At 69.0% G+C, this 22,617-nt stretch carries 21 protein-coding genes; 12 read left to right on the top strand and 9 right to left on the bottom strand.

Annotated elements, in window-relative coordinates:
- Window positions 1-93 precede the first annotated feature (93 nt).
- A complete protein-coding gene (locus E0H50_RS15805; protein WP_131288878.1) occupies window positions 94-375 on the bottom strand; it encodes an Lrp/AsnC family transcriptional regulator in 282 nt (93 codons plus the stop codon).
- Window positions 376-470: 95 nt separating this feature from the next.
- A complete protein-coding gene (locus E0H50_RS15800; RefSeq protein WP_131288876.1) occupies window positions 471-2,276 on the bottom strand; it encodes a DEDD exonuclease domain-containing protein in 1,806 nt (601 codons plus the stop codon).
- A 225-nt stretch (window positions 2,277-2,501) separates the two neighbouring features.
- Here E0H50_RS15800 and E0H50_RS15795 point away from each other — a divergent pair, with 225 nt between their 5' ends.
- From E0H50_RS15795 to E0H50_RS15765, 7 genes are all read left to right on the top strand, one after another.
- On the top strand, window positions 2,502-3,767 hold the full coding sequence (locus E0H50_RS15795; RefSeq protein WP_238150990.1) for an NYN domain-containing protein: 1,266 nt from the start codon (window positions 2,502-2,504) through the stop codon (window positions 3,765-3,767).
- 148 nt (window positions 3,768-3,915) lie between these two features.
- The gene (locus E0H50_RS15790; RefSeq protein ID WP_337590380.1) at window positions 3,916-4,116 is read left to right on the top strand and encodes a hypothetical protein; all 201 of its coding nucleotides are present in this window, start codon (window positions 3,916-3,918) and stop codon (window positions 4,114-4,116) included.
- A gap of 214 nt (window positions 4,117-4,330) precedes the next feature.
- The gene (locus E0H50_RS15785) at window positions 4,331-5,392 is read left to right on the top strand and encodes a C40 family peptidase (RefSeq protein WP_131288872.1); all 1,062 of its coding nucleotides are present in this window, start codon (window positions 4,331-4,333) and stop codon (window positions 5,390-5,392) included.
- 104 nt (window positions 5,393-5,496) lie between these two features.
- Window positions 5,497-6,984 carry a hypothetical protein gene (locus E0H50_RS15780; protein WP_131288870.1) on the top strand — a complete coding sequence of 496 codons (1,488 nt, stop codon included), beginning with the start codon at window positions 5,497-5,499 and terminating at the stop codon, window positions 6,982-6,984.
- Entirely contained in the window at window positions 6,977-8,221 is a 1,245-nt protein-coding gene (locus E0H50_RS15775) for a M48 family metallopeptidase (protein ID WP_131288868.1), read from the top strand. The genes E0H50_RS15780 and E0H50_RS15775 overlap by 8 nt, the downstream gene beginning before the upstream one ends.
- A complete protein-coding gene (locus E0H50_RS15770; protein ID WP_131288866.1) occupies window positions 8,218-9,333 on the top strand; it encodes a glycosyltransferase family 4 protein in 1,116 nt (371 codons plus the stop codon). The genes E0H50_RS15775 and E0H50_RS15770 overlap by 4 nt, the downstream gene beginning before the upstream one ends.
- 269 nt (window positions 9,334-9,602) lie before the next feature.
- Window positions 9,603-10,754: an alanine--tRNA ligase-related protein gene (locus E0H50_RS15765; protein WP_131288864.1), complete on the top strand. Its 1,152-nt coding sequence runs from the start codon at window positions 9,603-9,605 to the stop codon at window positions 10,752-10,754.
- 3 nt (window positions 10,755-10,757) lie between these two features.
- Here E0H50_RS15765 and E0H50_RS15760 read toward each other — a convergent pair whose 3' ends face one another.
- From E0H50_RS15760 to E0H50_RS43810, 3 genes are read right to left on the bottom strand one after another with little or no spacing between them, the layout of a single operon-like run.
- A complete protein-coding gene (locus E0H50_RS15760) occupies window positions 10,758-11,726 on the bottom strand; it encodes an EamA family transporter (RefSeq protein ID WP_238150989.1) in 969 nt (322 codons plus the stop codon).
- 45 nt (window positions 11,727-11,771) lie between these two features.
- On the bottom strand, window positions 11,772-12,428 hold the full coding sequence (locus E0H50_RS15755; RefSeq protein ID WP_131288859.1) for a DUF1345 domain-containing protein: 657 nt from the start codon (window positions 12,426-12,428) through the stop codon (window positions 11,772-11,774).
- Window positions 12,429-12,454: 26 nt separating this feature from the next.
- Window positions 12,455-13,432, bottom strand: a complete 978-nt coding sequence (locus E0H50_RS43810) for a DUF5937 family protein (protein ID WP_238150988.1) — start codon at window positions 13,430-13,432, stop codon at window positions 12,455-12,457.
- A gap of 67 nt (window positions 13,433-13,499) precedes the next feature.
- On the opposite strand from E0H50_RS43810, the gene E0H50_RS15745 reads away from it, so the two are divergent.
- Window positions 13,500-14,702, top strand: a complete 1,203-nt coding sequence (locus tag E0H50_RS15745) for an MFS transporter (protein WP_238150987.1) — start codon at window positions 13,500-13,502, stop codon at window positions 14,700-14,702.
- Here the strand turns inward: E0H50_RS15745 and E0H50_RS15740 are convergent.
- Window positions 14,662-15,402 carry an SDR family oxidoreductase gene (locus tag E0H50_RS15740; RefSeq protein ID WP_131288853.1) on the bottom strand — a complete coding sequence of 247 codons (741 nt, stop codon included), beginning with the start codon at window positions 15,400-15,402 and terminating at the stop codon, window positions 14,662-14,664. The two genes, E0H50_RS15745 and E0H50_RS15740, sit on opposite strands and share 41 nt — an antisense overlap.
- Window positions 15,403-15,472: 70 nt before the next feature.
- On the opposite strand from E0H50_RS15740, the gene E0H50_RS15735 reads away from it, so the two are divergent.
- The gene (locus E0H50_RS15735) at window positions 15,473-16,345 is read left to right on the top strand and encodes a LysR family transcriptional regulator (protein WP_131288851.1); all 873 of its coding nucleotides are present in this window, start codon (window positions 15,473-15,475) and stop codon (window positions 16,343-16,345) included.
- Here E0H50_RS15735 and E0H50_RS15730 read toward each other — a convergent pair.
- On the bottom strand, window positions 16,342-17,202 hold the full coding sequence (locus E0H50_RS15730) for a helix-turn-helix transcriptional regulator (protein WP_131288849.1): 861 nt from the start codon (window positions 17,200-17,202) through the stop codon (window positions 16,342-16,344). The genes E0H50_RS15735 and E0H50_RS15730 overlap by 4 nt on opposite strands.
- Window positions 17,203-17,303: 101 nt before the next feature.
- Here E0H50_RS15730 and E0H50_RS44400 point away from each other — a divergent pair, with 101 nt between their 5' ends.
- Together E0H50_RS44400 and E0H50_RS44395 are read left to right on the top strand one after the other, a co-directional pair.
- A complete protein-coding gene (locus E0H50_RS44400) occupies window positions 17,304-17,831 on the top strand; it encodes an alcohol dehydrogenase catalytic domain-containing protein (protein WP_337590379.1) in 528 nt (175 codons plus the stop codon).
- Window positions 17,758-18,342: a zinc-binding dehydrogenase gene (locus E0H50_RS44395; RefSeq protein ID WP_337590378.1), complete on the top strand. Its 585-nt coding sequence runs from the start codon at window positions 17,758-17,760 to the stop codon at window positions 18,340-18,342. The genes E0H50_RS44400 and E0H50_RS44395 overlap by 74 nt, the downstream gene beginning before the upstream one ends.
- Here the strand turns inward: E0H50_RS44395 and E0H50_RS15720 are convergent.
- Together E0H50_RS15720 and E0H50_RS15715 are read right to left on the bottom strand one after the other, a co-directional pair.
- A complete protein-coding gene (locus E0H50_RS15720; RefSeq protein WP_131288847.1) occupies window positions 18,339-19,343 on the bottom strand; it encodes a LacI family DNA-binding transcriptional regulator in 1,005 nt (334 codons plus the stop codon). The genes E0H50_RS44395 and E0H50_RS15720 overlap by 4 nt on opposite strands.
- Before the next feature lie 10 nt (window positions 19,344-19,353).
- Window positions 19,354-21,084, bottom strand: coding sequence for a glycoside hydrolase family 36 protein (locus tag E0H50_RS15715; RefSeq protein ID WP_131288845.1), 1,731 nt, complete (start codon window positions 21,082-21,084; stop codon window positions 19,354-19,356).
- A 177-nt stretch (window positions 21,085-21,261) separates the two neighbouring features.
- Here E0H50_RS15715 and E0H50_RS15710 point away from each other — a divergent pair, with 177 nt between their 5' ends.
- A complete protein-coding gene (locus E0H50_RS15710) occupies window positions 21,262-22,617 on the top strand; it encodes an extracellular solute-binding protein (RefSeq protein WP_131288842.1) in 1,356 nt (451 codons plus the stop codon).

The following is a 22,617-nucleotide window of genomic DNA, read 5'->3' as shown; positions in this document are numbered from 1 at the left end:
TCGGCAACAAACTGACCCCGGACGTTCATGTATTCACCGTAACTTCAGCTCGTGTCAGTCAGATCGGTTCGTCCAGTCCCTGAGGGCCTGGACTCAGTCGTCCTGGCCCAGGCTGAACGCCGCTTCCAGGTCGTGGCTCGAGTAGGCGCGGAACGCGATGTGCGTCTCGGTGCTCAGCACGCCCGGCACCCGGTTGACGTGCTCGGGGATCACGGTGGCCAGGTCGTCGTGCCGCGCGACCCGGACGAGCGCGATGAGGTCGAGCCCGCCGGTCACGGAGTACACCTCGCTGACGCCGTCGATCGTCGCCACCTGCTCGGCGACCTCAGGAATCCGTGCGACGTCGGCCTTGATGAACACGATCGCGGTGACCATGCCGTCCTCTCCTAACACCCGTCCAGAGCTCATACCTCAACGGGCTGAAGCATAGTGCGGCCAAGGCCCCGCAACGCCCGCCGCCCAGGCCCTGCCTAGCTCACCCGAGCAGGACCGAGCGGGCGCAGGTTGCGGCGGCGTTCGGTGGGGTGCTGGTGGCGGTCGGTGTGCGAGTTGTCGAGGCGTGTGAGGTGCCGCCCGGCGCCGCCGACCGGGCAGGTCCAGGTGCCGTCCATCTCGACCAGGCGGATGCCGGGGAGCTCGAGCCAGCGCAGGATCAGCTCGATCTCTTCCGGCGACGCCGCCGCGACCGGCCCGATCCCGGGCAGCACCGTCTCGGCCGAGGCCCGCAGCATCTCCAGTTGCGGCCGCGGGTCGGTCCCGCGCGGGCTGAACCCGGCCGCCGCGAGCCGCCCGCGGCGGATCACGTGTAGCTCCCAGCCGCCGTCGTCGGTCCGCCTGGCGGCACAGATCTCGGCGCACCCGGTCACGGACGCCATCCGCTGCATCCGCGCCGAGCTCCGCACGAACGCGCTCAACCGGTCCCGGTGCACGGCCGCGTCCTCGAACCGCTCGTCGGCGGACAGTACGTCGATGCGCCGGTCGAGCGCGTCCACGACCGGCGTCGGGTCCACGGTCAGTGCCGACCGCAGCGCGGCGACGAACTCGCCGTACGAATCCATCGAGATCCGCCCGTCGCAGGGTGCGACGCACCGGCCCATCTCGGCCAGTACGCACGGCGACAACGACGGGTGCTTGGACATCCGCGCGGTGCACTGCCGGATCGGGAACGCCTCGTGCAGCGCGGCCATCGCCCGCTCGGCCGTCTTCCGCGAGCTGAACGGCCCGAGGTACCCGGCGTCGTCGTCGCGCACCTGTTTGACCAGCGACAACCGCGGAAACGGTTCGACGGTGACCTTCAGCCAGTGCTGCCGCTCCGGGAACTTGGACCGCCGGTTGTACCGCGGTTTGTGCTCCGCGATCAGCCGCAGCTCCCGTACCTCGGCCTCCAGCGGCGTCCCGCACTCGATCCCGCGGACGGCGGTGGCGATGCCGACCATCTCGCCGATCCGGTTCCTGGTCTCGGAGGCGGTGAAGTACGAGCGCACCCGGGTACGCAGGTCCTTGGACTTCCCGACGTACAGCACCTCGCCGCGGTCGTCGGTGAACAGGTACACACCTGGTGCGTGCGGCAACGACTCGGCCAGGTGGCGCTTGGCCCGGACCGCGGGCGCGACCCGGGACGAGAACGTCTGCAGGTCCTCCACCGTTTGCACGCCCAACGACCCGACCCGCTCGAACAGGCCGTGCAGTACGTCGACGGTCGCGCGCGCGTCCGACAGGGCGCGGTGGTTCGGTGTGGTCGTCGTCCGGAACAGCTTGGCCAGCGTGCCGAGTTTGCAGTTCGGCGCCTCGTCCGGGGTGATCACGCGCCGGGCCAGCAGCGCGGTGTCGACGACCGCGAAGTCGGGCCAGTCGTACCCGTGCACCAGGCTCTCGTGTTTCAGGAAGCCCATGTCGAACGGCGCGTTGTGCGCGACCATCACACAGCCCTGTGCGAACTCCAGGAACGCGGGCAGCACCGACTCGATCCGGGGGGACGTGGCAACCATCCCGTTCGTGATGCCGGTCAGTACGGCGATGAACGGCGGGATCGACTCCGACGGGTTCACCAGTGTCTGGAACTCGCCGATCACCTCGCCCGCGCGCACCTTGACCGCGCCGATCTCGGTGATACCGCCCTCGCCCGGCGGATTGCCCGTGGTCTCCAGGTCGACCACGCAGAAGGTGATGTCCCGCAACGGCGTACCCAGGTCGTCGAAACTGTGCTGCACACCACGGATCGGCAGCAGCGGATGCTCTACGGATTCCTGGGCCGGCGCATGCCCTGGGCTGGTCATGTCCACGACGCTAAGAGCCGCCACCGACAATTCCGCAGGTGACACGCCTGCGAGTCGACTAGGCTCTCTGTATGCGTACACAGGCGATCACCGCGATTCGGGGCCGGATGCCCGCTCGCTGTGGTCTGCGTCACTGGCCCAGCAGCTGCTGCCGGCTCCTCGTTTCTGCCGGACTGCGGACCGGTGACTGAGGCCGGCACCGCCGCGAGCTCCGCCGCTACGACTTTGCCTGAACCGGTCCGGCAACGCGTCCTGACCCTCGCCGCGCACGCCCTCGGCCAGCTGCCCGCGTCCGACATCCCGGCGCCGCTGCGGCGGTTCGCCAGCTTCGCGCCGGCGAAACGGGCGAAGCTGTCCGCCTCGGTGCTCGGGCCGATCCTGGACACCGACGACCACTTCCGCCGGCTCGCCGCCTTCGAGGTACGGCGGGAGCACCCGGAGCTCGGCGATGCGGTGGCCGACGGTGTCGCCGTACCGGCCGCGGATCCGGTCGAGGTCGCCGCGCTCGCGTACCTGCTGCGCCCGGACGACTGGGAGCAGCATGTCGCCGCGGCCGCCCAGGTCCCGGTGGAGAATCCGCGCGCCGACGAGGAAGCCGTCAACCGGCTCGCCGACCAGCTCGACCAGGCGCGCACCGAGACCCGGCAGGTCCGCGAACGGCTTCGTGAACAGGTCAACGAGCTCAAGGCCGAGAACGTCACGCTCCGCCGCAAGCTCAACGAGGCCAGGCAGCGGATCACCGGTCTGCAGAGCGAGGTCGAGCAGCGCACCAAGGAAGCCGGGAGCGCCGACGAACGCGTCGACGCGGCACGTGCCGAGGTCGAGCGGGAGCTGCGCAAGCTCCGCACCCGGATCACCGAACTGGAAGCGGTCGAGCACGCGGCCCGGCGTACGGCGGGACAGGAGCGGGAGCTGGCGTCGACCCGCACGCGGCTGCTGCTCGACACGTTGCTCGAGGCGGCGAGCGGCCTGCGCCGTGAACTGGCGTTGCCGCCCGGGGGAGAGCTCCGCCCGGCCGACACGGTGGCCGGCTCCGAGCCCGACGCGGCCCCAGTCGGACGTACGGCGCCTGAGGACGACCCCGCGTTGTTCGACGAGCTGTTGGCGTTGCCGCAGGTACATCTGATCATCGACGGCTACAACGTGACGAAGACCGCGTGGCCGAACTCGCCGCTGCACTCGCAGCGTCAGCGACTCGTCACAGCCCTGGGCGCACTTGTCGCGCAGCGCCGGGTCGAGATCACTGTGGTGTTCGACGGCGCCGAGCTTTCGGGGCCGGTGCAGCTGAATCCGCCGCGTGGTGTGCGGGTGCGGTTCAGCCCGGCCGGGGTGATCGCGGACGAGGTGATCCGGCAACTGGTTCGTGCCGAGCCGCCGGGCCGCCCGGTCGTGGTCGTCTCCACCGACCGCGAGGTTGCCGACAGCATCATCAAACTCGGCGCCCGCTCGCTGTCCGCGAGCAGCCTCACAGCACGCATCGCACGCACCTGACAACAGAACACCGCAAAAACTGTCGGCGGGGTTCTCTAGCGTCCTTCTCAGCCGGATGCAAGTCCGGGTGCTTCCCCACTTGGAGGATGTTGTGCTGATCGACTGTGACGCTTGTGTGATGAAGGGTCCGGGTTGCCAGGACTGCGTCGTGACAGTGGTGCTGGGGTTCTCGGAGGAACGGTCCGGCAGCCTGCGCATCGACGACGACGAGAAGGCCGCCCTGGACGCGCTCGCTGACTCCGGTCTGGTGCCGCCACTGCGCCTCGTGCACGCCGTCAGTAGTGTCGAGCCGGACATTGCTGCCGAATCGCCTGCCGGAGAAGACGAAACGGCCGTTGGGTCGGGATGATCCTTCGTTAATTTTGGATCAAACCCGAGGGGCGAATTGCACTGGTCACGAAACGGTCACTACTGTTACGTCTCGTTGCCTCAGGGTGTCGGCCGCTCCGGCCGACCGGGCAGCGGCAAGCCGAGGGAGTGATCCGGCGGATCCCGTGGACCGATGTCCGCGGCAGGCCAGGTCAACGGGGACGGCGCGAGCAGAGGAAGGGACCGACCGGGCTGTGTCCATCGGACGCATCAACCGCACCAAGGGAATCGCCCTCGCCGCCATCACCAGCACGGCTGTCGCTGCGGGTGTGATCTTCATCCAGGGAGCGGCTGACGCCGACCCCAAGCCCACCCTGGAGGAGGCGAAGAAGCAGATCGCCACGCTCCAGCACGAGGCCGAGGAAGCCGGTGAGTCGGCGAACGACCTGCGCGGGCAGATCACCGCCTCGTCCGCCCGGGTGAAGGCACTGCAGGCGGGCATCGCCAAGCAGCAGGCCCAGGTGGATGCGGTGAAGCGGCAGATCGGTTCGCTCGCGGTCGCCGGATACCAGACCTCGGGGATCTCCACGACGGCGCAGCTGCTGCTGTCGAGCAACCCGGACCAGTTCCTCAGCCAGGCGTCGACCGCGCAGGCCTTCGCCGGCCAGCAGAACTCGGCGCTGCGCCGCTTCCAGATCGCGCAGGGCAAGCTCACCGACCTGCAGGCCAGCGAGCAGGCCGAGCTGGGCGCGCTGCAGGCCGTGCAGGCGAAGCAGGACGTGTTCAAGAAGCAGATCAACACCAAGCTCGACGCCGCCCAGAAGGTGCTCGACAAGCTCAGCGAGGCCGAGCAGAAGCGGATCGAGGAAGAGAACGCCAAGGAGGCGGAGGAGGCGCGCAGGCAGCGCCCGACCCGCGACGGCGACCGGACCGGTGACGACAAGGACCTGCCGAACGTCCCGGCCAGCGGCCGCGCGAAGATTGCGATCAACGCCGCGCTGTCCCAGCTCGGTGACTCCTACGTCTGGGGCGCCGCGGGCCCGAACTCGTACGACTGCTCGGGCCTGACCATGTACGCCTGGGGCAAGGCCGGCGTCTCGCTCTCGCACTCGTCGAAGGCGCAGGCCAGTGAGGGCCGCCGGGTCAGCAAGTCCGAGCTGATGCCGGGCGACCTGGTGTTCTTCTTCAGCCCGATCAGCCACGTCGGCATCTACCTCGGCAACGGCCGGATCGTGCACGCGCCCCGTCCGGGCAAGAGTGTCGAGATCAGCCCGCTGGACGAGAACCCGTACAACACCGCGGTCCGTCCGGGCTGACCTGCCACGTTGACATACTCATCGGCTCCGGGGATCTCCCCGGAGCCGATCCGTTTCCCGGTGCTGCCGTTACGTGGTGATGCCGTAGTGTCGGAGGAGGCCGGGTGTCCCGCCTGACTGGGGCAGGTGAGCAGCGAGGGGCCGAGGTGATCGACGAGCACGGCGACACGGTTCCGCTGCCGGTGGTCCCGTCGGCCGGTGACGCTGAGGAGTCGATCGACCACCTGGCGGAGCCGTACGCCGACGGTCCGCAGCAGCGCCCGCCGTTCGCGCCGATCCTGAAGAAGGTCGCTCTCGGTGTCGCCGTCTGCCTGGTCGCCGGGGCCGGGTATGCCGGGCTCCAGCACATCGCCAACGCCCCGGCCGACCCGAACGCCGGCGGGACGCACCCGCCGTCGCAGTCGTCGCCGACCACGCCCGATCAGGCCCAGGCCGGCGTCCAGCGCGCGGTCGCCGGTCAGGCGGTCCTGCAGAAGATGACCGACGCGGTCGAGAACGAGGACCGTACCGAGTTCCTGAACACCGTCGACCCGAAGGCCACGGCGTTCCGGGCCAGCGCGCGGACGATCTTCAGCAACCTCAGCGCGCTCCCGCTCGGCACTTTCCAGTTACGGTACGTGAGCGACGACAGCGCTGCCCTGACCCCGGACCGGCAGGCCGAGCTCGGCGGGACGCAGTCCTGGCTGGCGCAGGTCGAGGTCTCCTGGCAGCTCTCCGGGTACGACGTGAAGCCCGCGCGCGAGACCCTCCCGGTGACGTTCGTGACCCGCGACGGGACGACGTACGCCGCCTCGTTCTCGGAGCGGTTCGTGGCGGGGCAGCGCAAGCCGGTGTGGGCGCTCGGCCCGATCGACCTGGCCAAGGGCAAGCACAGCCTGGTGATCAGCCTCGACTCGGAATCCGAGGCGCGCAGCTACGTGTCGGTCGCCGACAAGGCGGTCGAGTCGGTGACGAAGGTGTGGGGGAAGGGCTGGCGGCAGAAGGTCGTCGTCTACCTGCCCGCGAAACAGGCCCAGATGGAAGGTGTCCTCGGCGCGCAGCCGAACACGTACACCCAGATCGCCGCGGTCACGATGGCCGAACTGGACACGCCGGCCGTCGGAGCGCCGGTGCGGATCGTCGCGAACCCGAAGCTGTTCGAGGATCTCGGCAAGCAGGGCCGGCGGATCGTGCTGACCCACGAGACCACGCACGTCGCGTCGACCGCGACCGCCTCACCCGTGCCGCTGTGGCTCGCGGAAGGTTTCGCGGACTACGTCGCGTTCACCGCCGTACCCGTGCAGGACGAGTCGGCAGCGAAGGAGTTGTTCAAGGCGGTGCGCGCGGGGAAGGTGCCGGCCACGTTGCCGACACCGGAGGCGTTCGCGGCGTCGGCGACCGAGTTGCCGCAGGCGTACGAGTCGGCGTGGCTGGCCTGCCGGCTGATCGCCGAGCGCGAGGGACAGGACAAGCTGGTGAAGTTCTACCGGGCCGTGCACGCGTCGAAGAGCTCGACCGGGCTGGCGGACGCGTTCAAGTCGGTGCTCGGGATGACCGAGGCCGAGTTCGTCGCCGAATGGCAGAAATACCTCGAGAGGCTCGCCGGTGCCTAAGAAGGCCGCCAGCCCGTGGGTTCCTCGGGCCGCGGGCGGGCTGCTGGCGCTCGCGCTGGTGTTCACGATCGCCGTCACGACCCCGTGGCACCTGATCGATCTGCCGAAGCCGGACGCCGCGCTCGACTTCACTGCCGCTGAGATCGCCCGCCAGAACGCGTTCCGGCACGAGATCCTGCGCTGGTCGACGGCGTCCTGGATCATCTCGATCGTGGTCCCGGTGGTGATCGGCTTCAGTCCGCTCGGCCGCCGGCTGTACGACGGTCTGCGGATCCGCTGGTGGTTCCTCGCCGTCCCGGTCACGGTCGCCGGGATCGCGCTGATCACCAACCTGCTCACGGTCCCGACCGACGTACTCGCCCAGCGGGTCAGCCTGAAGTACGGGCTGGCGGTGGAGAACTGGCGGTTGTGGGTCTGGGACCGCGGCGTGAACTGGGCGATCACGTCACTCGGCGTCGGTGTGCTGGCGGTCGTCCTGATCGGGTTCGCGAAACGCTGGAAGGGCTGGTGGTTGCCTGGGGCAATCGCCTCCGCGCTGCTCGTGCTGGGCGCGTCGTTCGCGTACCCGGTGCTGATCGAGCCCCGGTTCAACAACTTCACGTCGATGCCGGCCGGTGCCCTGCGCAACGACTTCCTGAGGCTCGCGGCCGACGACGGCGTACCGGTGAAGGATGTGCTGGTCGCGGACGCGTCGAAGCGGACCACGGCCCTGAACGCGTACGTGTCCGGCTTCGGTTCGACCCGTCGGCTGGTCGTCTACGACACGCTCCTGAAGGACACGCCGCCCGCGCAGGTCCGGCTCGTGGTCGCGCACGAGCTCGGTCACGCCGCCGAGGACGACGTACTGCACGGCACGCTGATCGGCGTGCTCGGTACGGCGTTCGGCATCACGTTGCTGTACTTGTTGCTCGGGGCACGGATCGCGGACCCGCGACGGGCGGCGGTGCTGGTCGCGATGATCGTGGCCGGTACGACGCTCGCGAGCCCGATCCAGAACCTGGTGAGCCGCAAGATCGAGGCGCGCGCCGACTACCACTCGCTCCGGCTGACGAACGACCCGCGGAACTTCGTCGCGATGCAGCACGACCTCGCCGTCCGGAACATCTCGGGACTCGACCCGAGCGCCTGGCGGTACTGGATGTTCGCCAGCCACCCGACCGCGCCGGAGCGGATCGCGATGGGCCGCGCGTGGGCGGCCGAGAACGGCGGTACGGTCCCACCGCTGGTCCGGCGATGACCGTCCTGGTCGTCACCAACGACTTCCCGCCACGCCAGGGCGGGATCGAGACGTTCGTCCGCTCGTTGTGCGACCAGTTGCCCGACGTCGTCGTCTACACCTCTCGCGAGGCGGGCGACACGGCGTACGACGCGACGCTGCCGTTCCCCGTGATCCGCGACCGAACGTCGATGTTGTTGCCCACGGCCCGGGTCACGAAGCGGGCCGTCGGGCTGATGCGCGAGCACGGCGCCGACCGGATCCTGTTCGGGGCGGCGGCTCCGCTCGGGCTGATGGGTCCGGCGCTCCGGCGGGCCGGCGCGCGGCGGATCGTCGCGATGACGCACGGACATGAGACGTGGTGGGCCGGCGTACCCGGGGCCTGGCGGGCGCTACGGCGGATCGGTGATGCCGCGGACACGGTGACGACGGTGTCGTCGTGGTGCGCCGATCGGATCGCTCCGGCGCTGTCGCCCGCGGCCGCGCAACGGATGCGGAGACTGACGCCGGGGGTCGACACGCGGCGGTTCGCGCCAGGGTGCGGGGGAGGGCAGATCCGCAAGGGCCTCGGGCTGGAAGGTGTTCCGGTGGTCGCCTGTGTGTCGCGGCTGATTCGCCGGAAGGGGCAGGACACGCTGATCCGCGCGTGGTCGCGGGTCCAGAAGTCGGTGCCCGACGCGCGGCTGCTGCTGGTGGGCGGTGGACCGGACCGCGAGTACCTCGAGGACCTGGCGGTGGCCGTCGGCGTCGCGGACCGAGTGGTGTTCACGGGCCCGGTTCCGTGGGCTGAGATCCCGCCGTACGTCGACGCGGCCGATGTGTTCGCGATGCCGTGCCGGACGCGGCGGCTCGGGCTGGAGCCGGAAGCGCTCGGGATCGTCACGCTGGAGGCGTCGGCGACAGGTAAGCCCGTGGTGGTGGGAGACTCGGGCGGCGCGGCCGACACCGTGATCCACGGGACGACCGGGTACCTGGTCGACCCGTACAACCCGGCCGCCGTCGCGGTGCGCATCGTCGAACTGCTGACGAACCCTCAGCACAGTGCCGATCTGGGGGCAGCTGGGCGGAAGTGGGTCGAGGCCGACTGGACCTGGGCCCAGTCGGGCGCCGTACTCCGGGACCTCATCGACTGATCCGTTGCGTCCGAAGAACTGGTGTGACGTCCCGCCACTTCTTCGGACGTAAGGATTGGGGTGGACAGTCGGCGGCGGGGTTCGTGTACTCTGGCCGACATGCACCGAATGTTCCGACTTGCCGCAGCCGTACGAGCTTCATGCTCTCCGGCTGCCGCGGCCTGACATTCACACACTTCCACCGGCGACCGGAAACGGTTCGCCGGTGTTGTTGTTTCTCCTGACCCGGTGGTCTGGTTCCGGCCCTGTTTTCGACAAGGACGAGAACCATGAACATCAGCAGGACTTTCATCGACTTCTTCCTCGACCGCGAGCACGTCCCGACGACCGGGTCCACGCTCATTCCGCGGCTCGGCGATCCCGTGCTCTTCACGACCTCGGGGATGCATCCACTCACCCCGTACCTGGAGGGCGAACCTCATCCCCTGGGACGCAGACTCGTGGGCATTCAGCGATGCCTGCGAACCACCGACCTCGACGAGGTGGGGGATCCGACCCACCTGACGGTGTTCGAGATGCTGGGTTCGTGGTCGCTGGGGGACTACGGCAGCAACGAGACCCTGCGCTGGGGGTACGAGCTGCTCACCACCCGGTTCGGTCTGGACCCGCGGCGGATGTACGTGACCGTGTTCGGCGGCGACGAGCAGGTGCCGCTCGACCAGGAGTCGCTCCGCACCTGGCAGGAGCTCGGGCTGCCGATCGAGCTGACCACCGACGACAACTGGTGGTCGAACGGCCCGACCGGTCCGTGCGGGCCGGACTCGGAGATCTTCGTCTGGACCGGTGAGGGCGAGCCGGAGGGTACGCCGACCACCGACGACCGCTGGGTCGAGGTGTGGAACCACGTGATGATGCGGTACCGCCGCCACGACGACGGTTCGCTGGAGGAGCTGAAGCAGCAGAACATCGACACCGGCCTCGGTCTGGAGCGGCTGACGATGCTCCTGGAGGGCCGGTCGTCGGTGTACGAGACCTCGCTGTTCGAGCCGTGGATGCGGATCGTCCCGAAGCTGTGGCCACTGGACGAGCGGTCCCAGCGGATCGTCATCGATCACCTGCGGTCCAGCATCGTGATCGTCGGCGACGGCGTGCACCCGTCGAACACCGGCCGCGGGTACGTGCTGCGACGGTTGATCCGCCGATTGTTGACAATCCTCTGGCAGAACGACGAGTCGCGGTCGCTGTCCGACGTGCCGATCGAGCTGTTCGAGCACACGCTGAACCACTTCCACCAGGGCGAGACGGTGACGCTGATCCGGCGGATCCTGATCGACGAGGAGATCCGGTTCAGCAACCTGCTCGACCGCGGCCGGAAGGTGCTCAGCCACGAGCGGTTCCACAAGTCCCTCGACGACACCGACTACGAGTACCTGCACGAAACCCACGGCCTGCCGCGGGAACTAGTGGACTCGCTGCGGTAGGCGCTAGATGGCTGCCCGATCCAGTACGTCGGTCGGGGGAGCGTCGGGGATCTCCGGAGACGCGACCTTCCCCACCGACGACTGGGCCACGAACGCGCCGGCCAGCACGATCACGCCGCCGATGATCTGGTTGGTGCGGAGCGTCTCACCGAGGAGGATCAGCGCGAAGACACAGGCCGCGACCACCTCGACGTACGCCACCGCGCCCGCGATCGGCGCGGAGAGCCGCTGGACGGCGGCGGCGCCCGCCAGGTAGGCCACGACTGTGCTCACCAGGATCAGCCACGCGGCCATCACCCAGCCCGGAGCATGCCGCTCGCCGATCGCGATCGAGTCGACCAGCACGTTCCACGGCGTACCCCACGGTGCCGCGATCAGCGTCAGTACGAAGGCACCGACCACGCTTCCGGCCGCGGTCATCACCAGGGGATCCGCCGCGCCGGTCAGCTTGTCGATCAGGATGAAGTACGTCGCCTGGCACGCGGCCGCACCGAGACCGGCGAGCAGGCCGATCAGGTCGATCCGCAACCCTGACCAGATCTCGGCCACCGTCGCGAGACCGACGAGCGCGATGCTCACCCCGATCGCGGCCGACCGCGGTACGGCGACCTTCTGGCCGAACTTCAGCCACGCGACGACCAGTACCGGGCCGGAGAACTCGAGCATCAGCGCGACGCCGACCGGCAGCCGGCTGGCCGCGATGAAGAACAGCGTCTGGCAGCCGGCGATCCCGGTCAGGCCGTAGAGCACCAGCGCCCTCCAGGACGCCCGCGCCGAGCGCAGCCCGGCGCGGCCGCGGAAGACCAGCACGAGCGGAACCAGCACCGCGGCGGCGCCGAGGATCCGTAACCAGGCCGCCTGCTGCGGCGAGAAACCGGCGCCGATCAGCGCCTTCGCGAACGGACCCGACCCGCCGAACGTGATCGCGGAGAAGACCGCGAACCCCAACCCCACCGACTTCGTGCTGTACATGGGCATAACGCTCTCATGCCCATTACATGGCTGTCGAGGGTGATCTCAGAGGACGTTCACCGCGCGGGCCGCGATGATGGCGATTGTCAACAATGAGATCGCTGACTGGATGCCCATCAGCGTCTTGACCCGGGAGGTCAGCGGCAGCGTGTCGGTCGGGCTGAACGCCGTCGCGTTCGTGAGCGCGACGTACAGGTAGTCGGTGAACCCGGGCAGCCAGCCCTTCCACCCCGGCAGGTCGACGGTCATCTGCGGGAACAGCAGGTCCGCGCGCTCGGTCTCCCGCTCGTGCTCTGGCGCACGGGCGAACGGGCCGCCGCGGTCGATCTCCCAGTACCAGACCGCGAACGCGACCACGTTCGTCACCCAGATCAGCAGCGCGCTCTTGACCAGGACCTTGCCGTCGCCGGCGTCGCCGTTGTTCAGGAAGAAGATCATCCCGGCCAGGTAGTACGCGTTCACCGCGACCAGGACCGCGAGCAGGACGAGCTCGACCGACCGCAGCCAGGGCTCGTCGCGGCGCAGATGGAACGGGTTCATCCACACCAACGGCAGCAGCAGGAGTCCACCGAGTACGGGCATCAGCCATCGCGGGAGTGCGTTGATCTGCGTCGGTACCAGGACCTGCAGCACCAGGACCGCGACCACCGCCAGCGAGGCCGGCCAGCGCCGGGTGTGGCGAGTGCTCGTCGGCTTGTTCATTGCAGCATTCTCGCGCCGCGAGCCGGTTATCCGACGGAGGCGTCGATGACGGCCTGTCCAACCTCGGTACGGCGGTAGTGGACCTGATGACCGGTACGACGACGTGTCGCGAGACCCGCGTCGTACAACGCCGACAGGTGTTCGGCGACCGTCGCGAGGGCGAGGTTGTACTGCGCGGCGAGCGCGCTGGTCGTGGCCGGCGGGTCGAGTGCGACGAGCAAGGTCGCGCGGGTGCGACCGAGGAGGCGGGCCAGTGGATCCGGGGGAGCGGGTGCGTCGGACCACAGGCGGGCGGCGCCGCGGGCCGGATAGACGAGCGTCGGGTGGTACGCCGGGTCGACGACGATCACGAGGTACGGCCAGGCGAAGACCCCGGGGACCAGCAGCAGGCCCTGACCGGCGAGATCGCGGTCCTCGGAACGGTAGCGGGTGGCGACCAGGCGGTCGTCCTCCCAGGCCAGGGTCGGGTGCAGATCGTCGAACAGCCCGGCCAGGCCTCCGTCGGTCAACTGCTGGCCGCGGTACGCGATGTCGTCCTCGAGGACGCGGCTGATCAGCGGCCAGTCCGGCTTGATCAGGGTCTCCCACGCGCTCTCGATCTCGTCCGCGAGCCGTTCGCGGGTGCCGGCCAGGTCCTCCAGCATCTTGTCGATCTCCGGCGCGCCAGGGTTCTTCAACTCGTCCCGTGAGCGGATCAGCTCGGTACGGACCGTCTCGAGCGGCGTACTGCGGACACGGGCGATCTCGGTCGCGAACTTCGCCCGGGACGCCTTCGGCGGCGGGGTCAGGAAGTCCGGGGTGAACCCGACGCGCGGCTGCACCGCCTTCAGTCCGCGCAGGTCGAGTTGCGCTGCCGATTCCCGCCGCGCGGCGATCCAGTCGCCGTACAACGGCCGGTGCTTCGATCCGTTCAGCACCCGGACCGCGGACATCGTCTCCCACAACGGCGACGCCCCGAACCGGCACCGCAACGTGTCGGCCTGCGTGAACCGCAGTACGGTCACGAGCTTGAACTTTCGGCCACAACCAAAACTCTACGCCGCGTCGCCGGAACCCGTGCACGCTCGCCGCGTGAGGTCCTACCGAGCTGTACTCAGCCTTCCCGGCCTGCGCGCCGTCTACGCCGCCCACACCGTCTCGATGCTGGGCACGGTGGCGGCGCAGGTCGCGCTGTCCATCCTGATCTTCGAGCGGACCGGATCGCCGTTGCTGTCGGCCCTCGTCCTGGCCTGCTCGTTCCTGCCGTACGCCGTCAGCGGCGTGCTGTTCTCGTCGATCGCGGACCGGTTCCCCGCGCGCCGGGTCCTGGTCGCGTGCGACGTGGTCAGCGCGGCGGCCATCGGACTGATGCTGATCCCGGGGATGCCGGTCGGTGGGCTGCTGGGGCTGCTGGTGGTGACCGGCCTCGTGGCCCCGGTCTTCGCGGGCGCACGGGCCGCCAGCCTCGCGCACCTGTTGCCGACGGACCTCTTCCCGGTCGGCAGGTCCTTGCTGAGGGCAATCAGTCAGGTCGCGGTGCTGACCGGGTTCGCACTCGGCGGGATCGCGGTCGCGGTGGTCGGCGCGAACTGGCTGCTGGCCCTCGACGCGGTGACCTTCGTCGCGTCCGCGGTGCTGATCGCGACGGGTACGCCGTACACGCCTCCGGGAGAGCGCAAGAGCAACACGGTCCGCGACTCATGGACCGGCTTGCAGTTCCTGTTCGCGAAGGCCAAGCTCCGCAACCTGATCCTGCTGACCTGGGTGGCCCCGGCGTTCTCGTCCGTCCCGGACGGACTGGCCGTCGCGTACACCGCTCAGGTCGGCACCGCAGCCGCCGCCGCCGGTGCGTTGTTCACCGGGTACGCCGTCGGCAGTGTGCTCGGCGAGCTCGTCGTCGCGCGGTTCACCCCTTCCGCGCGGCGACGGCTCGTCGTCCCGTTCCTGCTGATCAGCCAGCTCCCCGCGATCGCGTTCCTGACCACACCGCCGATCCCGGTCGCCGCCGTACTCCTCGCGATCTCCGGAACGGGCTACGCCTTCAACCAGGGCATCGATCCACTGATCCTGCAGCACGCGGACCCGGCGTACCGCGGCCGCCTGTTCACCGTCCAGACCAGCGGACTGATGGCGATCCAGGGCGTCAGCATCGCCCTCGGCGGCGTCGTCGGCTCCTTCCTCGCCCCCAACCTCACGATGGCAGCGGCCGGCATCCTCGGCACCACGATCACCCTCCTGATCGCCCGCCAGGCACTCACCAAGGAGCCACGTCGGCCAGTGACTGTGGTCCTCTGAAGACGCCGGTCGGGCCGTCGGGCGGGAGTGTGGCGAGGGCGACCGGGACGGCTGCTCCGTCGGCCACGGTTCGATCGCCGCGTGGTACGGAGGCCTGCGTGTTCAGGTCGGTTGGCACGAGGCCTGGGGTGGCGGCGTTCACCTTGATGCCGTCTGCGCGCAGGGCGCTTGCGTAGACCAGAGTCAGGGCGTTGAGGGCTGCCTTCGACGAGCTGTAGGCGAGCAGTCCTTGGGTTGCGAGGCGGCCGTCGAGTTCCGAGAGGAGGTTGACCGAGCCGAGTCCGCTCGACATGTTCACGATCCGCGCGTTCGGCGATCGTCGCAGGAGCGGTACGAACGCGTTGATCACCGCGACCACGCCGAACACGTTCACGTCGTACGCCGTTCGCACCTGTTCGGCCGTGATGTCGGCGACCGCCGTACCCCACTCGGACACGATGCCGGCATTGTTCACCAGCACATCGAGCCGGCCGGAGTCTGCCTCGACCTGCTTGGCGGCTGTGGCGACCGACTCGACGTCCGTCACATCCAGCTGCACGAACCGCACGTCGCCGGCCAGGTCCTCCGCTGCGCGAGCGCCTAGAGCCGGGTTCCGCGCGCCGAGGTACACCGTCAGCCCACGCGCCGCGAGCTGGCGCACGATCTCGTGGCCGATGCCTTTGTTTCCGCCCGTCACCAGGGCGACTTCGTTCTGATTCATGCCTCCAGTCCAGCGCGCACCCACCCCCGCGGGCCAACACCGATCAGGTGGTCCGCCATACCCTGGAGGTATGCCGGAACCCGAGATCCGCGAACTGCGGTACTTCCGCGCGGTCGCAGAGGACCTGAACATCACCCGTGCCGCCGAGCGTCTGGGCATTGCCCAACCGCCGCTGTCCCGCGCGATGCGCCAGCTCGAGCATCGTCTCGGCGTCGACCTGTTCGACCGTTCCGGCCCCCGCCTCGGGCTGACCGAGGCCGGGGAGACCCTGCTGAAGGAGTCGCAGCCGGTGCTGGACGCGCTCGACTCGGCGGTACGACGGACTCAGCGGGCCGGCCAATCGTCCGGAGGGCTCGTGGTGACGGCGAAGCCCGGTGTCGCCACCGAGGTGCTGCACCGGATCGTGACGGAGCTCCAGGGTGAGTTGCCGGGTGTGCAGGTGGTGGTGAGCGGCTTCGGGGAGCAGGCCGACATGGTGCGGGACGGGCGGGCGGACGTTGCGCTGGTCAGCCGGCCGTTCGACGACCACGGACTGGAAACCGAGCTGCTGTACACGGAGCCGCGGGTCGCTGCGCTTCCGGTGCGGCACGAGTTGGCGGCGCGCGAGATGCTGGCGCCCGATGACCTGGCCGGGATCCCGGCGCCGCGCTGGAGCCGGGCTAACGTTGCTGAGCGCAACTACTGGTCGGCGCGGCCGGACGACCCGGTGGACGGGCCGATCGTGCAGGACTCGTCGCAACTGCTGGAGGTGGTTGCTTTCGGGCAGGCGGTCGCGCTCGTGCCGCAGTCGATGGCCGAGCGCAACATCCGGCCGGACGTCGTCTACCGGCCGGTGACCGACGTCGAGCCGTACCAGATGCTCGTCGTCTGGCCGGCCGGCAGTCGTTCCGCCGACCTCGCCAAGTTCGTCGAGGTGGCAACCAGGCGGTCAAGTGCTCCCTAGTGCTGAGGAACCTCTGTGGTGGCGGCCCAGCTGGCGAGGAGTTTGAGGCTGTCGGCGGTCGGGCTGCCGACGGGAGCGACGTACGCCAAGAGGGTGAGACCTGGGTGGGCGGGGAACTCCATCGCCTCGAACGTGAGCTCCAGGTCGCCGACGACCGGGTGGTGGAACTTCTTCAGGCCGGTGCGGTGGAAGCGGACGTTGTGGGCGGCCCAGCGGGTGCGGAAGTCCTCGCTGCGGGTGGACAGTTCGCCGATCAGTTCGATCAGGAGCTTGTCGTGCGGATTGCGCCCCGCCTCGGAGCGCAGCATGGCGGCGATGTCGTCGGCGGTGCGTTCCCAGTCCTGGAAGAAATCGTGGGACGCCGGGTCGAGATAGACGAAGCGGGCGCTGTTCGCGGGGCGGCGCGGATCCGCGAGCATCGGAGCGTGGAGTGCGCGGGCCATCCGGTTCGCCGCGAGCATGTCGTGGCGGGCGTTGCGGACCCAGGCCGGTGCGTCGTTCACGGCGTCGAGCACGAGCTGGACGCTGGCCGGCACGGTCGCGGGCGCAGTCTTTCGGCTGCGTACGGGAGTCGGTTCGGCCGCGCGGGCGAGATCGAACAGGTGCGCCCGCTCGGCGTCGTCCAGCTGCAGCGCCCGGGCGAGCCCTTCCAGGACGGTGTCGGAGGCCCCGGCCAGGTTCCCGCGCTCGAGCCGCACGTAGTAGTCGATGCTCATTCCCGCCAGCATGGCGACCTCTTCGCGGCGCAGCCCCTTGACCCGGCGGTTGCCGCCGTACGCCGGTAGTCCCGCCTGCTCGGGAGTGATCCGCGCGCGCCTCGAGGCGAGGAACTCGCGGATCGTGGCTCGGTTGTCCATGCCTCCACCGTAGACGGGCACCAGGAACTGAAGGAGGTACTGGCGTTACCTGGAACGACAGTGACTCCCGCGCACCAGCCGCAGCCCGTTCACTGGCAGACATGCGAGCCACTTATATGTACGGCGCGGGCGATGTCCGTGTCGTCGACGTACCGGACCCGATCATCAAGGAGCCGACCGACGCGATTGTGCGTGTTGTCCGGGCGTGCGTCTGCGGTTCCGATCTGCACCCGTACCACTCGATGGCCGCGAGCGCGGACGGCCGGTCCATGGGGCACGAGTTCGTCGGTGTCGTCGAAGAGACCGGTGACGACGTCAGCACGGTGAAGGTGGGTGACTTCGTGATCGCGCCGTTCGCGTGGTCCGACGGCACCTGCGACTTCTGCCGCGAAGGTCTGCAGACCTCCTGCCGGCACGGCGGTTTCTGGAACGCCGGCGAGATCGGCGGCGGTCAGGCCGAGGCCGTCCGGGGTCCCGCTCGCGGACGGCACGCTGGTCGCCGTACCGGTCGAGGAGACCTCACCACTGATCCCGTCGCTGCTCACGCTGTCGGACGTGTACGGGACCGGCTATCACGCTGCGATCAAGGCGAACGTCGGTCCGCGGACGAGCGTCACGGTGATCGGTGACGGAGCCGTCGGCCTGCTGGCCGTCCTGTCCGCGAAGCGCCTCGGCGCCGAGCAGATCATCCTCATGGGCCGCCACGCCGTACGCACCGACCTCGGCCGTGAGTACGGTGCGACCGACGTCGTAGCCGAGCGCGGCGACGAAGGGATCGCACGGGTTCGGGACCTCACCGGCGGCGACGGTACGCACGTCGTACTCGAAGCTGTCGGTCACCGGCCCGCCTACGATCAGGCGATCGGTGTGGTCCGGGCCGGGGGCGTCATCAGCCGCGTCGGCGTACCGCAGTACAGCGACGCGCCGGTCGGGTTCCCGAGCCTCTTCGGACCCAACATCACCCTCACCGGCGGACCCGCGCCTGCCCGTGCCTACATCGAAACCCTGCTTCCCGACGTCCTCGCCGGAAACGTTGACCCCGGCAAGGTCTTCGACAGCGAGGTCGCCCTCGCCGACGTGGCCGACGGCTACCGCAGGATGGACGACCGCACCGCGCTGAAGGTTCTGGTCAAGCCTTAGGCACTCGAACGGATCACCAGTGGCGCCGTGACGAGCCTGCCCGGTTCGTCCGGCTCGCCGCTGATCTCCCGCAAGGCACGGTCGAACAGGCAGGTGGCGATGTCCCGCAACGGGATCCGGGCCGTGGTGAGCGGTGTGTCGAGCATGCTCGCGAACGGGAAGTCGTTGAACCCGGTCACCGCGACGTCCTGACCCACCGCGATCCCGCGCCGTTGCAGCGTGCGCATCGCGACCACGGCGAACGCGTCGTTGTCCGCGACGAAAACGTCCGGCGGGTCCAGTTCCCCGACGTACGCCGCCAGCGCCTCGAGCGAACCGAACGATCGCGCTTCCGTCGACGGGAACTCCCGGACGAACCCGTCGCGTCGCTGATGCACCCACGGCAGCGGACTGTCCGTCGCCAGGTACACCGCCCGCTCCCGGCCGGTCGACCGCAGATGCGCCGCGACACCGGCCATCGACGTCTCGTTGTCCACGTCGACCCAGCACTGCCGATGCTCCGGCCCGGTCCGCCCGAACGCCACGAACGGGAACCGCCGGCGGCTGAGGAACTCGATCCGCTCGTCGTGCGGCATCGTCTCCAGAACGACGATCGCATCCACCTGCCGCGCCGCGATCAGCTTCTCGTACAGCACGATCTCGGTCGCGGTGTCGGCCGGGGTCTCGACGACATGGACGCCGTACCCCGGGACCGCGGCCGCCTTGACCAGACCGCCGAGCAGGCTGTGCAGGAACCCGCCCAGGCCTGGATTGTCGTCGTCCACGAGGTCGTCGTCGAAGGACATCGGCAGGCCGATCACCTGGCTGCGTCCGGACGACAACGCACGGGCAGCGTGGTTCGGGATGTACCCGAGTTCCTGGATCGCGGCGCGCACCGTCCGGACGGTCGGCGGCGCGACGCGATGCGGCGCGTTCAGTACGTTCGACACCGTCATCGCCGACACCCCGGCCAACCGGGCGACGTCCGCGACAGTCGTACGCCGCGGCTTCTCTACAGCCAACCCTTCCCCCTTAGTCACACACGATCCGGGCTGATCCACCGACCGGAACGTCGATCGTCCACACCGCAGGCGCAGTCGTCGTCTCTCGGTGCACCTCGTGGCCCGAACAGTCCGACACTACGAGGTCCACACGCCGGTCGCACGCACCTTCGACGTACAGTCGCCGCTCGGCGCCACCGTTCACCACGACTGTGCGCGGGTCCTGGACCCGCACGACCGGATTCGTGTACACGGCCACCACGGTCTCCGTCGCACCGACCGCGCGAACCTGCGTGTACCGCGCATCCGGTCGCGACGGCCGCAATACGCCGTGCAGCAGGGCGTCGGCGTGATCGCGGACGAATCCGAGCCAGTACCGGACCACCTGCTGGTGCTCGGGCGGCAGCGCGTCCAGCTCCATCGACACCTGCGGCGTGCTGAACAACGCATTGATGAAATGCTGCGCGACGTTCTCCACCGATGCCGACGGGCTCCACATCAGCATGTCCGAATGCACCGCGCGATCACCTGCCAACAGTCGACAATCGACAGTCCGCACACGGTTCTCGACCGGGTCGAGCGCACAGTCGCCGGCCCGCAGGAACGTGCCGAACTGCCAGAGCCTCGGGTGCACGTAGTCCTGCCGGAACTCGATCAGCACGTCGGGCCGCAGCCTCCGTAGCTCGTCGGTGACGGCCTGCAGGAACCGCTCCACGCCCTCGTCGACGGAAGCGCAGTCACCGTTCGGCGCCGCCGGAACGTCGTCCCGCGCCCAGGAATCGATGAAGTCGATCTTCAGGCCGTCGACGCCCCAGTCACGGACTGGACGAACGCAGCACTCCACGAGGTGTTCGCGGACCTCGGGACAGCGGGGGTCGAGGACGGCGGTCACCTCACCGTCGGCAAAGCCGAGTGTGCGGTCCTTCAGCTTGCCCCAGGCCTTCGAGTGCACACCGATCAACGGAGGCGCGATCCACAGCACGTACCGCTGGCCGAGCGCGTGCACGCGACGTACATGCTCGGCCATGTCCGGGAACTTGTGGCTGGTCGGCTCCCAATCGCCGCAGTACGCGTACCCGCGCCGCGTGTCGTCGGTCTGCCAGCCGTCGTCGACGATGATCGCCTCGGTGCCGTACGCCGCTCCCGCGCGGGCGTGCCGCTCGACGGACTCGGCCGAGACGTGCTGGTGGTCGCTGTACCAGGTCGAGTACATCGCCTGTCGCGCGACCGGCGGCACGTCGGCGATCCGGTCACCCAGCTCGGCCGCCCACTCCGCCGTCACGGCCCCCAGCGCCTCGGCGAAATGCCGGTCCCGCAGGTCGATCCGCAGAACGAAGCCTTCGCCCTCGAGATCCGTCACGGTCAGCTCGATCAGCTGTTCCGCGGTCTCCTCGCTCACCCCGACGGCGAAGTCGCAGCCCCGGACGTTCGACGACAAGGAGACGGTCAACAGGCTGCGGTCCTGCGGATCGACGAGCGTGGCGACCGGTGCGGAGCGGACGGAACGGACGTCGCGGTGCGAGCCCCAGTCGGTCGGGAGATGACGGCGTGACCCCTGGCTCGCCCGCCACAGTGTCACCGCGTCGTCGGCCGGCCACGTCCAGCGCAACGTCACCGGACCGTCGGCAGCGACATCGGCAACCACGTCGTACCGCAGGACACCGGGCTCGGCCGTCGCGCGCTCGGTCAGCGTGCCGGGGCCGGTCAGGCGAGCGCTACGGACGGTAAGACCTTCGGGGGAGCGGATCTCAAATGTCGTCACGCCCTGGACTATAGCGGTAAAACTGAATGCTCCGAAGCATTGACGGAATTGCCTGGCGTCCCTATCTTTTACCGCTAATATCCGCCTTTCTTCGAGGAGCCGCCAGGCCGGCTCTCAGCTCCGACCTCGCCGGTGTGGCCGTCTGCCGAAAACCGAACCAAGAGAAGGAGAACTGTGATGCCGACCAATGAAACGCCCTTTGGGCGACCGATCACACGTCGTGGTTTCCTGGCCAGTGCGGCGCTCGCCGGAGTGGGCTCGAGCGCGTTGCTCACCGCCTGCGCCGGCGGTAGCGCGGGAGGCACGTCGGCCGGCGGCAACGGCGGCTCCGGCGGCGGCGCGGGAGGCAAGGGCGGCACCGTGACCTGGGCGTCCTGGGCGAACCCGGGCGAGGCCGAGCGGTTCCGGCAGATCTCGAAGGACTACGAGGCCGCGCACGGGACCAAGGTCACCTTCCAGGTGGTCGTCGGCGACTACGGCGCCAAGCTGCTCACCCAGCTCGCCGGCAGCAGCGCCCCGGACGTCTTCTACGTGCAGGACTCCGGTATGCAACGGCTCATCCAGAACAAGAAGGTCGCCGATTTCACCGAGTTCACGGCCAAGGCGGACGCGCCCGTCAAGATCGACGACCTGTACCCGAACCTGATGGGCTGGTGCAAGCCTGCCGACGGCAGCCCGGGTACCTACGGACTGGTCGTCGACTGCAACCCGATCGTGTTCTGGTTCAACAAGGACATGTGCGAGGCCGCCGGCATCACCAAGAACCCCGCGCAGCTGCACGAGTCCGGCGGCTGGAACCGGGACGCCGTCGACGACTTCCTGACCAAGATCAAGGCCACCGGCAAGCGGGGCATGGTCCTGGAGGGCGGCTTCGGCCCCATGCTCAGCTGGATGACCGCGTTCGGCGGCAAGGTCGCTGAGGGCAACAAGATGATCTTCAACGAGGACGCGAAGTCGATGGAGACCCTCGAGTGGCTCTGGGAGGGAATGGCCAGCGGCAACATCACCTACGGCGGATCGCTGCCGAAGGGGCAGGCCATCGACGCCCTGTTCTACAGCCAGCAACTCGCCAGCTGCCAGGTGGGACGCTGGATCCTCCCGAACCTCAAGAAGCTGAAGTTCGGCTACGACATCGCACCCTTCGCGTCCGCCGACGGGAAGTCGGTACCGCCGGTGATCGTCTACACGGCGGCCATGGCCGTGAACGCCAACGCCAAGGACCCCGAAGCCGCTATGTACTTCGCCACCCGGTTCGTCAACAAGGACGGTCAGAAGGCCCGGCTCTCCGGCGGAGGCAACGCCGTACCGTCCGTCGCGGGTCTGGACGAGGTCGTGATGGAGAACAAGCAACCCGAACACTGCGCCTGGTTCACGGAAACCGCCAAGAAGGGCTACGCGATCCCGTCGGCCATCGCGTCCAAGGCGGAGGTCGGAGCCAACCTCGGCACCGAGATGGACAAGTCGATCAAGGCCGGCGACAGCGCGAAGGTGTGGGCCGACAAGATCTGCAAGTTCATCAACAACGGGAAGTGA

This window comes from Kribbella sindirgiensis (assembly GCF_004331435.1).
Taxonomy (GTDB): domain Bacteria; phylum Actinomycetota; class Actinomycetes; order Propionibacteriales; family Kribbellaceae; genus Kribbella; species Kribbella sindirgiensis.
Note: the sequence above shows the minus strand (reverse complement) of the source record. Positions and strands in the feature narration are given on the sequence as shown.